At 52.8% G+C, this 14,112-nt stretch carries 16 protein-coding genes; 10 read left to right on the top strand and 6 right to left on the bottom strand.

Features of this window, described 5'->3' with window-relative positions; genetic code table 11:
* Positions 1-7: 7 nt before the first annotated feature.
* Positions 8-1,243, bottom strand: coding sequence for an efflux MFS transporter YdeE (gene ydeE / locus VSR74_RS02600; RefSeq protein ID WP_411914236.1), 1,236 nt, complete (start codon positions 1,241-1,243; stop codon positions 8-10).
* A gap of 143 nt (positions 1,244-1,386) precedes the next feature.
* On the opposite strand from ydeE, the gene eamA reads away from it, so the two are divergent.
* Positions 1,387-2,286, top strand: a complete 900-nt coding sequence (eamA, locus tag VSR74_RS02595) for an O-acetylserine/cysteine exporter (protein WP_347793253.1) — start codon at positions 1,387-1,389, stop codon at positions 2,284-2,286.
* Between the two features lie 33 nt (positions 2,287-2,319).
* Here the strand turns inward: eamA and marB are convergent, their stop codons facing one another.
* From marB to marR, 3 genes are read right to left on the bottom strand one after another with little or no spacing between them, the layout of a single operon-like run.
* On the bottom strand, positions 2,320-2,538 hold the full coding sequence (marB, locus tag VSR74_RS02590; protein ID WP_347793252.1) for a multiple antibiotic resistance protein MarB: 219 nt from the start codon (positions 2,536-2,538) through the stop codon (positions 2,320-2,322).
* A 30-nt stretch (positions 2,539-2,568) separates the two neighbouring features.
* Complete coding sequence (marA, locus tag VSR74_RS02585; RefSeq protein ID WP_347793251.1) at positions 2,569-2,952, bottom strand: MDR efflux pump AcrAB transcriptional activator MarA; 384 nt, start codon at positions 2,950-2,952, stop codon at positions 2,569-2,571.
* A 23-nt stretch (positions 2,953-2,975) separates the two neighbouring features.
* Positions 2,976-3,410: a multiple antibiotic resistance transcriptional regulator MarR gene (marR, locus tag VSR74_RS02580; protein ID WP_347794344.1), complete on the bottom strand. Its 435-nt coding sequence runs from the start codon at positions 3,408-3,410 to the stop codon at positions 2,976-2,978.
* Positions 3,411-3,650: 240 nt separating this feature from the next.
* On the opposite strand from marR, the gene VSR74_RS02575 reads away from it, so the two are divergent.
* Positions 3,651-4,322, top strand: a complete 672-nt coding sequence (locus VSR74_RS02575) for a MarC family NAAT transporter (RefSeq protein ID WP_347793250.1) — start codon at positions 3,651-3,653, stop codon at positions 4,320-4,322.
* A 39-nt stretch (positions 4,323-4,361) separates the two neighbouring features.
* On the opposite strand, the gene VSR74_RS02570 is transcribed toward VSR74_RS02575, so the two are convergent.
* Positions 4,362-5,561 carry a sugar transporter gene (locus VSR74_RS02570; RefSeq protein WP_347793249.1) on the bottom strand — a complete coding sequence of 400 codons (1,200 nt, stop codon included), beginning with the start codon at positions 5,559-5,561 and terminating at the stop codon, positions 4,362-4,364.
* A gap of 156 nt (positions 5,562-5,717) precedes the next feature.
* On the opposite strand from VSR74_RS02570, the gene VSR74_RS02565 reads away from it, so the two are divergent.
* The gene (locus VSR74_RS02565) at positions 5,718-6,524 is read left to right on the top strand and encodes a PhzF family phenazine biosynthesis protein (RefSeq protein ID WP_347793247.1); all 807 of its coding nucleotides are present in this window, start codon (positions 5,718-5,720) and stop codon (positions 6,522-6,524) included.
* 59 nt (positions 6,525-6,583) lie between these two features.
* On the opposite strand, the gene ptrR is transcribed toward VSR74_RS02565, so the two are convergent.
* Positions 6,584-7,447 carry a putrescine utilization regulator PtrR gene (gene ptrR, locus VSR74_RS02560; protein ID WP_347793246.1) on the bottom strand — a complete coding sequence of 288 codons (864 nt, stop codon included), beginning with the start codon at positions 7,445-7,447 and terminating at the stop codon, positions 6,584-6,586.
* Between the two features lie 104 nt (positions 7,448-7,551).
* Here ptrR and sad point away from each other — a divergent pair, with 104 nt between their 5' ends.
* The 7 genes from sad to VSR74_RS02525 all read left to right on the top strand — a co-directional run bounded on the left by sad (position 7,552) and on the right by VSR74_RS02525 (position 14,074).
* Entirely contained in the window at positions 7,552-8,937 is a 1,386-nt protein-coding gene (sad, locus tag VSR74_RS02555) for a succinate-semialdehyde dehydrogenase (protein ID WP_347793245.1), read from the top strand.
* A 207-nt stretch (positions 8,938-9,144) separates the two neighbouring features.
* Positions 9,145-9,297: a Hok/Gef family protein gene (locus tag VSR74_RS02550; RefSeq protein ID WP_347793244.1), complete on the top strand. Its 153-nt coding sequence runs from the start codon at positions 9,145-9,147 to the stop codon at positions 9,295-9,297.
* A gap of 162 nt (positions 9,298-9,459) precedes the next feature.
* Entirely contained in the window at positions 9,460-10,386 is a 927-nt protein-coding gene (gene glsB / locus VSR74_RS02545) for a glutaminase B (RefSeq protein ID WP_347793243.1), read from the top strand.
* Complete coding sequence (locus tag VSR74_RS02540; protein ID WP_347793242.1) at positions 10,386-10,745, top strand: DUF4186 domain-containing protein; 360 nt, start codon at positions 10,386-10,388, stop codon at positions 10,743-10,745. The genes glsB and VSR74_RS02540 overlap by 1 nt, the downstream gene beginning before the upstream one ends.
* An 83-nt stretch (positions 10,746-10,828) precedes the next feature.
* Positions 10,829-11,356 (top strand): GNAT family N-acetyltransferase, encoded by a 528-nt coding sequence (locus VSR74_RS02535; RefSeq protein ID WP_347793241.1) that lies wholly within the window; start codon positions 10,829-10,831, stop codon positions 11,354-11,356.
* A gap of 112 nt (positions 11,357-11,468) precedes the next feature.
* A complete protein-coding gene (locus tag VSR74_RS02530; protein ID WP_347793240.1) occupies positions 11,469-12,920 on the top strand; it encodes a tagaturonate reductase in 1,452 nt (483 codons plus the stop codon).
* Positions 12,921-13,159: 239 nt separating this feature from the next.
* Entirely contained in the window at positions 13,160-14,074 is a 915-nt protein-coding gene (locus VSR74_RS02525) for a bestrophin family protein (RefSeq protein WP_347793239.1), read from the top strand.
* Positions 14,075-14,112 lie beyond the last annotated feature (38 nt).

Here is a 14,112-nt window from a genome sequence, read left to right as displayed (position 1 = left end):
GGGAAGATTAAAGCGATGCAATTTCTTTACGCCTGCTGGCGCGCATGCCTTTCTGTATCAGAAACCAGGCCATGACGATGGCGGCAATCATAATCATAAACAGAGACGCAGAAGGCAGATGGGTGAGGATCTGCCCGGTAAGCATAGGGTTCATCGCCGCGCCCAGCCAGCCTAATGCCTGGGCGGAAAAATAGCTGGCTTTCATGCCCGGCGGTGCGATGTTGTCGATCAACATGTATTCGCCGGGTGCGTAGATAACCTCACCCAGAGTAAACACCGCCGCGGCCAGCCCCCAGTAGATCAGGTTGCTTCCGGAGTACATAAACCCGAGCAGCCCAAGCACGAAGCAGACCGTGCCAAACGTCATTAATGGGCGCAGATTACTGGCGGTAAGACGTCGGCCCACGGCGTATTGCAGCGTGACCACGATGACGGCATTCACCGGGAGGATCACGGCCACGACTTTTTCAGCAAACTCACTGTCTGCGATAGCCAGCACATATTGTGAGATGCAGGAGGCGAACGAACCGCCGACAAAGGATGCCAGCAATCCCGAACAGGTAAACCACATCAGCGCTTTGTCATGCAGCAAAACGGTGGGATCCCAGGCTGCGGGGCTATTTTCTTTGTCGGCCACGACAATACGCTGAACATAGCGCTGAATGAATACCAGCGGTAGCGCGGCGCAAATGGCCGCCAGCAGGAATGGCAGATTAATGCTGTACATCACCAGCAGGGTGCCAAGCGGCGGGCCGACCGTCCAGCCGATATTCAAAATGGTGTAGTTGAGTGAGAAGATCCGCGCTTTTTCCGTCGAGGAAAGGGCGTCGGAGAACCATGCTTTCAGAACGGTTGCGAAAACGGAGTAAGAGCAGTTGATGAGCGCAAAGAAGAGCACCACCAGCGTGACGCTATTGACCAGCGGAATGGCGATAAACCCGGCAATAAACGCCGCGATCGCCAGAAGCATGTAGCGTTTTTTGTCGAATTTATCCGCAAGGATGCCAAAACCCAGGCTGAAAATCACGCCGATCGTCAGAGCTATCGTCATGGCGTAACCGATGGTGTCCACGGTCATGGCATATTTGCGCGTGAGGTAGATGGTCATGAAGGGAAGCGTTGCGCCACGTCCGATAGTCAACAGGAGTGACGACGCCAGCAGCGCGCCCGTGGAGCGTCGTAGAGTTGCTTTCATTTTTGTGCCTGATGAATTGTTTTTTTTATGTTGTGTTTTGTCAGAAATATCATGGCGCAGAGCAGTTGTATACCCACGCTGAGCGGTTGTCTGGCGTTTTCTCCCCGCTAAAAATAATGATCTGTTCGATCTTGCTATTTTTCGTTATGTTGAATCTGTTTACATAATTTTAATAAATAATGAGGCAGGGTATGACACGTAAAGATGGGCTACTGGCATTGCTGGTGGTGATAGTGTGGGGTATCAACTTTGTGGTGATCAAAGTGGGCCTGCACAACATGCCGCCACTGTTGTTGGCAGGGTTGCGCTTTATGTTAGTGGCGTTTCCGGCGATTTTTTTTGTCGCCAGGCCAAAGGTTCCGTTTCGTTTGTTGCTGGGCTATGGGTTGACCATCAGTTTTGGTCAGTTCGCTTTTCTGTTTTGCGCCATTAAGTTCGGTATGCCCGCCGGGCTTGCCTCGCTGGTGTTACAGGCGCAGGCGTTCTTTACCATTATTCTCGGAGCGTTTGTTTTCGGTGAACGCTTGCAGGGTAAGCAGGTGGCGGGAATTTCGCTGGCAGTGTTTGGCGTACTGGTTCTGATAGAAGGCAGCCTGAATGGTCAACATGTCGGGTTGTTGGGCTTTATGCTGACGCTTGCGGCGGCGTTCAGTTGGGCATGCGGCAATATCTTCAATAAGCGGATTATGCAGCACGAATCAAAGCCTGCGGTACTGTCACTGGTGGTGTGGAGCGCGCTGATCCCGATCATTCCGTTTATTCTCAGTTCGTTGATTTTTGACGGGGCAACGCGGATGGCGCAGAGTCTGCTGGCCATCGATCTCATGACCATTCTGTCACTGGTTTACCTGGCTTTTGCGGCGTCGATTATTGGTTACGGTATTTGGGGAGCGTTGCTGGGGCGTTACGAAACCTGGCGTGTTGCGCCGTTATCGCTGCTGGTGCCGGTGGTCGGGCTGGCAAGTGCGGCATTGCTGCTGGATGAAACGTTGTCGGCGCTGCAATTATTGGGGGCGGTGCTGATTATGGCTGGGCTGTTTATTAATGTCTTTGGCTTGCGATTACCCGGCATGCGGGCGGCGAGGGGATAAAGCAACGCCCCGCATATGCGGGGCGGACACAAATCAGAGACCATGCCGGTTGTAGTAAGGCACTCCCAGCTCGTCAGATTTGTCGCTACCGGCATCCATATGATTAAAATCAAACGGCGACTGCTGATTGTCTGACGGCATAATCATGGTGTCTCGGGCGTTGTGTTGCGTTGGGGTCAGGGTTTGCTCCGCATAACTCTGGCTGGAAACCAACGCCAAAATAGCGAAGGCAGCGGAGGCGAACAGTTTCATGGTATTCCTCAATACGTCTTGTGCAGGCGATTAATAACTACAGTGGTTGAGTGGGTAGAGATAGCGAGCTTCCCCGTGCATATTCGTGACGCGATATTTATGCGGTGGCACATCGAAATAGTTTTTAAAGGTTCGCGTTAACGTCTGCTGAGATTCAAAACCATAGCGTTCCGCCAGGTACAGAATCGGCTCATTGCTCTCTTTTAATTTCTGGGCAATCTCGGTCAATTTACGGGTGCGAATGTATTGACCTAAAGAGTGTCCGGTTTCCTTTTTAAACATCCGTTGCAGGTGCCATTTGGAGTAACCCGACCGCTCTGACACTTTTTCCAGCGACAGGGGCGATTCAAGGTTATCTTCGATCCAGTCCAAAATGCTATGAATGGTGATAGCGTCTGTATTGCGTCTGGACATCGTCTTACCTCTTTCTTTTCTGTTTACGGCAAAATCTTTTTTAACAGAAGCTCAAGGGTTGCAACTTCGTTTGCCGTTAAGTTTTTTGTTAATTCCTGGTGCAGGTCTTGCCCAACGAGTCGATGACATTTCTCACAAATTTCAGCACCTTCTGCTGTTAACTGGATAAGCACGCCGCGTTTGTCATTGGGATTCGGCAAACGGGCAATCCAGCCCCGGCAAAGCAATCGGTCAAGCATTCTGGTAAGCGCGCCCAGATCGACCGAAAGGATCTTTTTCAGCTCTACCGGTGTAATGCTGCCTTTGCAGCGGATAGAGCAGAGAACCCTGAACTGTGAGGAAGTAATGTCTTCGGGCGATAGATGCTCGTTGAGCAAACGATCTTTTTTCTGATTAACCATGTGAATCAAATGCCCAAGCGGGATGATTTCATCGAAGAGGTCGCTTGTGATATTCACGATGGTTGCCCTGGCAAGTACTTTAGTTGCGGTGGATATTATTTCCCGTGCAATCATAAGTCAACTGAATGGATTGATCGATGCCACGATTTGCTAAAACGTTGAACAGAGACTAACCAGCAACGCGTCAGACAAAATTCTGTGAAATGTCGCTGCATAGCAAGAGATGCTGCGAAAACGCTATACTGCATGGCGTAGACTGCTATTTCATTGATAAAACAGAGAAGGCTAATATCTCATATGGTTGAACTTTTTCAGGCAATTGGGCTTGGTCTGGTGGTGCTTTTGCCGCTGGCAAACCCCCTGACCACCGTCGCGCTGTTTCTGGGTTTAGCGGGAAATATGAACGCGGCAGAACGTAACCATCAGGCAAGAATGGCATCGATTTATGTCTTCGCCATCATGATGGTGGCGTACTATGCCGGGCAACTGGTGATGAATACATTCGGCATATCTATACCTGGTCTGCGTATTGCCGGGGGGTTGATCGTGGCCTTTATCGGTTTCCGGATGCTTTTCCCGCAGCAGAAGGCGCATGAATCACCGGAAGCGTCCAGCAAATCGGAAGAGCTGGAAGATGAGCCGACGGCTAATATCGCGTTTGTCCCGCTGGCGATGCCGAGCACAGCAGGGCCGGGGACAATTGCCATGATTATCAGCTCCGCCTCTACCATTAAGCATGGCGTCAGTTTCCCTGACTGGGTGGTATTGATTGCACCGCCGATTATCTTTGCGCTGGTGGGGATTATTCTGTGGGGCAGTTTACGTAGCTCCGGGGCGATTATGCGCTGGGTCGGGAAAGGCGGTATTGAGGCGATTTCACGGCTGATGGGCTTTTTGCTGGTGTGTATGGGCGTACAGTTTATCATCAACGGCGTGGTGGAAATCATCACCACCTGGCCGGGTATTTAATGGAAAGGCGCCGGGTGTTACCCGGCGCCTGTCACATCATTACGGGCGGTGTGCCTGCTCTTCTAATGATGCCGCGGGCCAGCGGCGGAAAATAATCACTGACCAAATCAATGCCGCCAGCGCCGGGACGGCGCCGACATAGCCAATTGAGGACATGGATACATGGCTGCTGATCTGGCTTCCTAACAGCGCGCCCGCGCCAATACCAATATTAAAGATCCCCGAAAACAGCGACATCGCCACATCGGTCGCGTCCGGCGCCAGCGATAACACCTTCACCTGCATACCCAGGCCAATAATCATGATGGCGATGCCCCAGAAGACGCTGAGCACTGCCAGGTTGCCAGCCTGATGCGATGCCGGTAACAGCAGCAGCAGGCAGGCCAGCAGCAGGCCAATCGCCATGCTGATAAGCCCGGAGGCGTGAAGATTCCCAAGCTTACCAAACAGAACACTGCCGATTATGCCCGCGCCGCCGAGAATGAGCAGCAGCATGGTGGCAAAGTTGCCGCTTAAACCTGCAACGTTCTGCACGAAGGGTTCAATATAGCTATAGGCGGTGTAGTGAGCAGTAACCACTACCACGGTCAGCAGGTAGATACTCATCAGCGCCGGACGACGAAACAGTACCGGCAGGCTTTTGAGTGAGCCGGAATGTTCGCTTGGCAATTTCGGCAGCAGTTTTATCAGCGCCACCATCGTCAATAATGCACCGATGCCAATGGCAAGGAAGGTGGTGCGCCAGCCAAAATATTGCCCGACGACACGGCCAATCGGAATACCGAAGACCATCGCCAGTGCGGTGCCGGTGGCTATCAGGCTCAGCGCCTGCGCACGTTTTCCGGCAGGTGCCATTCGAATGGCCAGTGAAGCGGTTATCGACCAGAACACCGCATGAGCGAAAGCAATGCCGATACGGCTGGCGACGAGCACGGTAAAGTTCCATGCGAAGAACGACAGGATATGACTGGCAATGAACAGAACGAACAGGCCAATCAATAATTTGCGTCGCTCCATTTGGCTGGTCAACAGCATAAATGGCAGTGACATTAATGCCACCACCCACGCATAAATTGTCAGCATGATCCCGACCTGCGCGGTTGTCATGTCAAAGCTGTCAGCGATGTCAGAGAGCAGGCCCACCGGCACAAACTCCGTGGTATTAAAAATGAAGGCCGCGATGGCGAGCGTCACCACCCGAAGCCATGCGATGTGGCGCGAGACTGTGTTCGTTGTCATAGGATTTTCTGGGATAGTCTGGTCAGGATGAGGTGGTCGATCTTAAAGCTATTATCGGTTGCCTGACAATAAATTTGTGATTTAGATCTCGTTTTGCTATCTGTTCTCTCAATAGAAACATGTCATTTTATGTTTTCAACACGACGGGAGAGAAGAATGCGGGAAATCGATATTTATCTGGTGGATGCGTTCAGCGAACGCCCCTTTGAAGGGAATGCGGCTGCAGTATGTGTGCTGGAAAACTGGTTGCCAGACCCGCTGTTGCTGAAGATGGCACAGCAGCATAACCAATCGGAAACCGCGTTTGTGGTTCAGCATCCGAGCGGTTTTGAACTGCGCTGGTTTACGACGCGTCAGGAAGTGAATCTCTGCGGGCATGCAACTCTTGCGACAGCGTATGTGATTTTCCAGCAGCTTAATTATCCGGAACGCATAGTGCGTTTTGAAACCGCATCCGGTCAGCTTACCGTAACCCGTGATGGTGAATGGCTGACGCTTGATTTTCCCGTCGGTGAAACGCAACCCGCAACGCCGCCCGCCGGGATGCTTCAGGCATTAGGCATTACCGATTATGTGAGCGCGCGCAAAGGCCGGGCCTGGGTGATTGAGCTCAAAAACCGTCAGCAGGTTGAAGCGGTGACGCCGAACATCAGCGCAATGATCCCCGGTGAACATAAAGTGGCGATTACCGCACGCGGTGATGGTGAATATGATTTTGTCAGCCGCTTTTTCTCTCCGGGCGAAGCGGTGTGGGAAGATCCTGTCACAGGGTCTTCGCATACGATGCTCATTCCTTATTGGGGAGAAAAGCTCGGTAAAACGCAGATGCTGGCGCGTCAGGTTTCCGCACGCGGTGGCGATGTACGCTGCGAGTGGCAGGGGAGTCGGGTGCTGATGGGCGGTAAAGCGTCCCTTTATTTGAAAGGAACGCTTTTTTTGCCTGAGGTTACATTGGGAAGATAACTACAGCTCCGGCACAGAGCGCCAGAATGCGGATCACGTAAGGTTCCGCCTATTGCGGATTAAGCGACCGTTTCATCCAGCAAGGCTATAAATGCCTCCAGTTGTCGGCTCTTTGCGCCTCGCCGCCAGACCAACCATGTCGTCAGCCAGCGCCACTTTTCACCGAGCGGCCAGGCTTCGACCTGATGATGCCCAGGCATACTTTCCAGCATACTGCGCGGCATTAACGCTAAGCCTGCTCCCGCGATGACACAGGCGAGCATTCCATGGTATGACTCCATTTCATGGATCCTGCCCGGCGTGGCATGGTCAGCCTGAAACCAGCTCTCAAAATGACGGCGATAAGAACAGTTAGCCCGGAAGGCATAAATACTGGTGCCGTTAACCTCGCTGGCGCGGGTAATCTGAGGGTGGCCGCTGGCTGCGACAATCATCATCTCCTCCTGGTAGACCGGCATCCCTTCCAGACCGGGGTGCATGACCGGGCCGTCAACGAATGCGGCACTCAGCGTTCCCTCCATTACCCCGTCAATCATGGTGCCGGAAGGGCCGGTGGCCAGGTCGAACTGGATTTTCGGGTAACGCTGGTTATAACGAGCCAGCGTTTCCGGGATCCGCACTGCGGCGGTGCTTTCCAGCGCGCCCAGGGAAAACAGCCCCTGCGGTTCATCACCAGCAACGACCATTCTTGCTTCATCGACCAGTGCGAGGATCTGCTGGCTGTAGCGCAGAAAACTGTGTCCGGCGGGCGAAAGCCGCAGCCGCTGGCTTTCGCGGATGAATAGCTCCACGCCAAGGTCTGCTTCCAGTTGACGAATCCGGGTGGTGAGATTGGACGGAACGCGGTGCACTATTTGCGCCGCCTGGGTAATACTGCCGGTTTGCGCGACGGCGTTAAACATCTCAAGCTGCGTCAGATCCATAGTATTCTCGATTCGTGAATGGTTGGCTCAATATTATTCACTTTCCAGAAAGACAACAAGGGGCCAGGATGTCAGCATCACATCACCGGATAAGAGAGAAGAGAATGACTTCACCTGCAACTCACGCGATTTCCATCAACCCGGCTAATGGCGAAACCCTTTCAGCGCTGCCCTGGGCGACAACGGCGCAGGTCGATAATGCGATAACCCTCGCTGAGGCTGGATACCGCCAGTGGCGCAATACCCCCGTCGCTGCGCGTGCGGACGCACTGCGTTCTGTAGGGAATGTCCTGCGTCAGCGCGGCGAAGAGATGGCGCAAATGATCTCCCGCGAGATGGGTAAACCCATTGCCCAGGCGCGGGGAGAAGTGGCGAAATCGGCTAACCTGTGTGACTGGTATGCGGAACACGGCCCCGCGATGCTACGCACCGAAGCGACGCTGGTGGAAGAACAAAAAGCGGTTATTGAGTATCGTCCTCTGGGGCCGATTCTGGCAATTATGCCGTGGAACTTCCCGCTGTGGCAGGTTCTGCGTGGGGCGGTGCCTATCCTGCTTGCGGGGAATAGCTATTTGCTGAAGCATGCGCCTAATGTAATGGGCAGTGCGGCACTGATCGGCAAGATTTTTGCGCAAGCCGGTCTTCCCGAGGGCGTTTTTGGTTGGGTTAATGCCACAAATGATGGCGTTACCCAGGCGATTAACGATCCGCGTATCGCTGCGGTTACGGTAACGGGAAGCGTGCGCGCGGGTCGTGCTATTGGCGCACAAGCAGGCGCGGCGCTGAAAAAATGCGTGCTTGAACTGGGGGGATCCGATCCCTTTATTGTGCTGAACGATGCGGATCTCGATACTGCGGTGCAGGCGGCGGTTATCGGGCGTTATCAGAATACCGGGCAAGTTTGCGCGGCGGCGAAACGCTTTATCGTTGAGGCGGGTGTCGCAGATGCTTTTACGCGCAAGTTTGTCGCCGCAACGGAACAACTGGAGATGGGCGATCCTCTGGATGAGCAGAACTATCTGGGGCCAATGGCGAGATTCGATCTGCGCGATGAACTTCATCAGCAAGTGGAAGCGACGCTTGCCGAAGGCGCGACACTGCTGCTTGGTGGTGAAAAAATGGCAGGGGACGGAAACTTCTATGCACCAACCGTACTGGGCAATGTTACTGCGCAAATGACAGCGTTTCGTCAGGAGATGTTCGGCCCGGTTGCGGCGATCGCCGTAGCACGTGATGCGGATCATGCCCTTGAACTGGCAAACGACAGCGAATTTGGCCTGTCAGCAACCGTCTTTACCGCAGATGATGCCCAGGCTCAGCGCTTTGCCGAACAGCTCGAATGCGGCGGGGTATTTATCAACGGTTACAGCGCCAGTGACGCGCGCGTTGCCTTTGGCGGTGTGAAGAAAAGCGGATTTGGTCGAGAACTGTCGCATTTTGGTTTGCATGAGTTCTGCAACGTACAAACGGTGTGGAAAGACCGTCGATAATTCCGAAAACGATTTATTTATCAATGCGTAAACAGGGAAGGTGCGGCGTAAGATGATTGTGGGTGCTTGAGGCTATCTGTCTCAGGCATTTGCAGAATGGCAGATAGAGAAAAGCCCCGAGTGATTTTTCAATCAACCCGAGGCCCCCTATATGTCAGCACATGTAGAGTGCCTCTTACAGACCGTAAGGTCAAGGAAAAGAGCGCGATGAAACAGTACAAAGGGATGCTACTGGCCCTGATCATTATCTGTGTTTCCGCCAATGTGGCGGTGCTGGTCATGAGAAAAGATCTCTGTGAGGTTCACATCCGAACTGGCCAAACAGAGATTGCTGTTTTCACAGCGTGCCGATCCGTGTAAGAGCACCAGCGGGGAGCGTTCCCCGCCACTCTTTCTGTGTCGGGCATATCCACAACGCACCCAATTTTCCTCAGCCCGCTTCGTGCGGGCTTTCTTATGTTTCATCCATCATGCTCTGTTATACTTGCAGGCCGGAAATAGCCTGCGGGCAAGGAGTAGTAAGTGACTACGGTCATCGATAATGACATGCTGGCGTCGATTTTAACTGACGTCAGGCCGCTGATTGGGCAAGGTAAGGTGGCGGATTACATTCCGGCACTGGCTCAGGTAAGCGGTAATAAGCTGGCGATTGCCATAAGTACGGTAGATGGTCATCACTTCTCGGCAGGTGATGCCGACGAACGTTTCTCCATTCAATCCATTTCAAAAGTGCTCAGTCTGGTGGTGGCGATGAACCACTATCCGGAAGAGGAAATCTGGCTACGCGTGGGTAAAGATCCCTCCGGTCAGCCCTTCAACTCATTGTTACAACTGGAAATCGAACAGGGAAAACCTCGCAATCCGTTTATTAACGCCGGAGCGCTGGTTGTCTGCGATATGCTGCAGGGAAGGCTTAGCGCGCCGCGTATGCGCATGCTGGAGATTGTTCGCCAGTTGTGCGGCATTCAGGATATTGCCTACGACCCGGTTGTCGCGCGTTCGGAGTTTGAGCATTCTGCCCGCAACGCGGCGATTGCCTGGCTGATGAAGTCGTTCGGCAATTTTCATAATGATGTGGCAACGGTACTGCAAAACTATTTCCACTATTGCGCATTGAAGATGAGTTGTAACGAGTTAGCGCGGGCATTTCTGTTTCTGGCCAATCAGGGGCGAGCGCCGCATATTCATCACCCGATTATTTCACCGATGCAGGCGCGTCAGGTTAACGCGCTAATGGCGACCAGCGGAATGTATCAGAATGCCGGTGAATTTGCGTGGCGTGTGGGGCTTCCTGCAAAATCCGGCGTTGGTGGCGGTGTGGTGGCAATCGTCCCGCATGAGATGGCTATTGCTGTCTGGAGCCCGGAACTGGATGAAGCCGGTAACTCCCTGGCGGGTGTCGCCGTTCTGGAAAGATTAACGCAAAAGATAGGACGTTCAGTGTACTAATGGTTCCACTCGATAATCTGTTTGAGCGCCTGGCGCGTTCGCCGTTTCGCAGCCGTTTTAAACTGGGCGTAAAAGAGCGGCAGTATTGCTATGACAAGGGCCCGGAAGTCATCGACCGCCATGCGGCGGATTTTATCGCCACCCGTCTGGCGCCTGCTTTACCTAAAAACGATGGTAAACAGACGCCGATGCGCGGGCATCCGGTGTTTATCGCTCAACATGCGACGGCTACCTGCTGTCGCGGCTGCCTGGCAAAATGGCATAACATCCCCGCCGGAACGACGCTGGATGATGCCCAACAGCGCTATATCGTTAGCGTTATCCATCACTGGCTGGTTATCCAGATGAATAATCCCTGACATAAGTAAATGCGATGACGGCATAACTTGTGCTGTTACGCGCCACCAGTGATAGTGATATGAAATTCATAATGGAGAATTTCATGGGGCACTCTCTTATTCTGCGCACGTTATCATGTGACGATATTCTTTCGCATATCTTTGCACTCAGCGATGTTCTGATCAATTGCGTCGAAGGCGGGGCATCGGTCAGCTTTATGTCGCCCCTGAGCCGGGACAGCGCCATTGCCTTTTGGCAACGCACCGCTTCAAGCGTGGCCGCAAGCGAACGTATTGTCCTGGTCGCTGAAAATGAGCAGCATAAAATTGTGGGCACAGTCCAGCTCATCACCGATCAACCCGAAAACCAGCCACACCGGGCTGATGTCGCTAAGCTATTGGTTCATGAAGCGGCTCGTCGTGATGGTGTTGGACGCGCACTCATGATGCAACTGGAGAACATTGCGCGGGAAGCAGGCAAAAATGTACTGGTGCTCGACACCGCAACCGGGAGTGGGGCGGAGACATTTTACCAACATAACGGTTGGCAAAAGGCGGGGGAAATCCCGCGCTATGCTCTGTTGCCCGGGGGAGAACTCACGGCAACCAGCGTATTCTACAAACTCCTCTGATTCAGGAATTAGTCTCCACATTTTGATCAAAACAGGGTTTCATTGTCGAAAAATCTGGTAAGTTATTACACCAATTCAACCAGGTTGTATGACTAATTAGAAGGAAACGATTGTGAAGACTCTGAACCGCCAGGACTTTCCCGGAGCGCAATACCCTGAACGTATCATTCAGTTTGGCGAAGGTAACTTCCTGCGCGCATTCGTTGACTGGCAGATCGACCTGCTGAACGAGCACACCGATCTCAATGCCGGGGTGGTGATTGTTCGCCCGATTGCCAGTGATTTCCCGCCGTCACTCAGCACTCAGGATGGTTTGTATACCACTATTATTCGTGGCCTGAATGAGCAGGGTGAAGCGGTGAGCGATGCGCGTCTGATTCGCTCCGTTAACCGTGAAATCAGCGCCTATACCGATTACGACGCTTTCCTGAAACTGGCACACAACCCGGACATGCGTTTTGTCTTCTCTAATACCACCGAAGCCGGGATAAGCTACCACGCGGGTGATAAATTTGATGATGCGCCAGCCGTAAGCTATCCCGCCAAGCTGACGCGCCTGCTGTTTGAACGCTATACGCACTTCAATGGCGCGGCAGATAAAGGCTGGGTGATTATTCCGTGCGAACTGATTGATTATAACGGTGATGCCCTGCATGAACTGGTGCTGCGTTACGCACAGGAGTGGGCGCTGCCGGTGGAATTTGTTACCTGGTTGAATGAATCCAACACGTTCTGCTCCACGCTGGTTGACCGTATCGTGACGGGGTATCCTCGCGACGAAGCCGCGGAGATTGAAGCCGGGCTTGGTTACAAAGATGGTTTCCTGGATACCGCAGAGCACTTCTATCTGTTTGTGATCCAGGGGCCAAAATCGCTCGCCGGTGAACTGCGTCTCGACAAATTACCACTGAACGTCCTGATTGTTGATGACATCAAACCGTATAAAGAACGTAAAGTTGCGATCCTCAACGGTGCCCACACTGCGCTGGTGCCGGTTGCGTATCAGGCCGGGCTTGATACAGTTGGTGAGGCGATGAATGACGCAGAAGTGTGCGCGTTTGTGGAGAAGGCTATCTACGAAGAGATTATCCCGGTGCTGGATTTACCGCGTGATGAGCTGGAGTCCTTTGCCAGCGCCGTCACGAGCCGTTTCCGTAACCCGTATATCAAACATCAATTGCTTTCTATTGCCCTGAACGGGATGACCAAATTCCGTACCCGTATTTTGCCGCAACTGCTGGCAGGGCAGAAGGCGACCGGTAAATTGCCTGCGCGTCTGACGTTTGCACTGGCTGCGTTGATTGCTTTCTACCGGGCCGAGCGCGACGGTGAAACATACCCGGTTCAGGATGATGCGCACTGGATTGAACGTTATCAGCAACTGTGGGCACAGCACCGTGACCAGCAAATCAGCACCAGCGAGCTGGTAAAAGCAGTACTTTCCGTCAGCGAACACTGGGAGCAGGATTTGACCCAGATTTCAGGACTGGTAGAACAGGTTTCTCTCGACCTGGATGCCATTCTGTTGCAGGGGATGCGTAAAGCGGTTCAGCCGCTCTGCTAAGATTGCTCTCATTCTATGTAGTGTAGAAAAGGCCCGGCGCTTGCCGGGTTTATTTATAAGTCTAATTAGTTACAACATACATTTGTTGTATATTATTAATCGCAAATGAAACAACCTGCCACGGTGTGCTGAGCAGTGGTGGACGGGCGTAACAGTATACCCTGGAGTGGGGTAAATCGCTTGAATGTGTGACGACAATCACGTTTAATAAACAAGTTTTTAACCTGGCTGATAAATTTATGATCGCGCGTCCTCATCAACACTGGTTGCCCCGTATTCTCGTCTGGCATGGCTCGGTACTTCCAAAAATATCCTCACGGTTACTGCTTAACTTCCTGCTCTCTATTGTGGTGATCATGATCCTGCCCTGGTACACCACGCTTGGTATTAAACTGACCGTCGCCCCATTCAGTATTCTCGGCGTCGCTATCGCTATTTTTCTCGGGTTTCGTAATAACGCCTGTTATGCACGTTATGTCGAGGCGCGTTTACTGTGGGGGCAATTGATGATTGCCTCACGCTCGCTCCTGCGCGAAGTGAAGAACACACTGCATGATGAGCCGCACATTGCTGAATTTACCCGGCTGCAAATCGCGTTTGCGCACAGTTTACGCTTGCAGTTGCGTCGACAGCCGCCACAAGACGTGCTTGCTCGCTATCTGGATGAACAGCAGTTGGCGCAGGTGCTTGCGGTTCAGACACCGGCTAACCGCATTTTGTTAATGATGGGCGAGTGGCTGGCAGTACGCCGTCGTGAAGGTAAGCTTTCCGATATTTTGTTCCACAGCCTGAACAATCGGCTGAATGACATGTCTTCCGTGCTGGCCGGGTGTGAGCGCATCGCCAATACACCGGTACCTTTCGCGTACTCACTGATCCTGCATCGCACCGTATACCTGTTCTGCATTATGCTCCCGTTTGCGTTGGTCGTTGACCTTCACTATATGACGCCTTTTGTATCAGTACTGATCTCCTACACCTTCATTGCGCTTGATACCCTTGCGGAAGAACTGGAAGAGCCCTTTGGCATGGAAAATAACGATTTACCGCTGGATGCTATCTGCAACGCTATCGAGATAGAACTGTTACAGATGAATGATGAGACGAATATCCCGGCCCGACTTACCGCCGACAAACATTATCAGCTTACCTAGCGTCGAAAGGTAAAAGAGGGGGACGTCACCGTTTTTTA

This window comes from Pseudocitrobacter cyperus (assembly GCF_039889165.1).
Classification (GTDB): Bacteria; Pseudomonadota; Gammaproteobacteria; order Enterobacterales; family Enterobacteriaceae; genus Pseudocitrobacter; species Pseudocitrobacter cyperus.
This window is presented reverse-complemented; position numbering and strand designations above follow the sequence as displayed.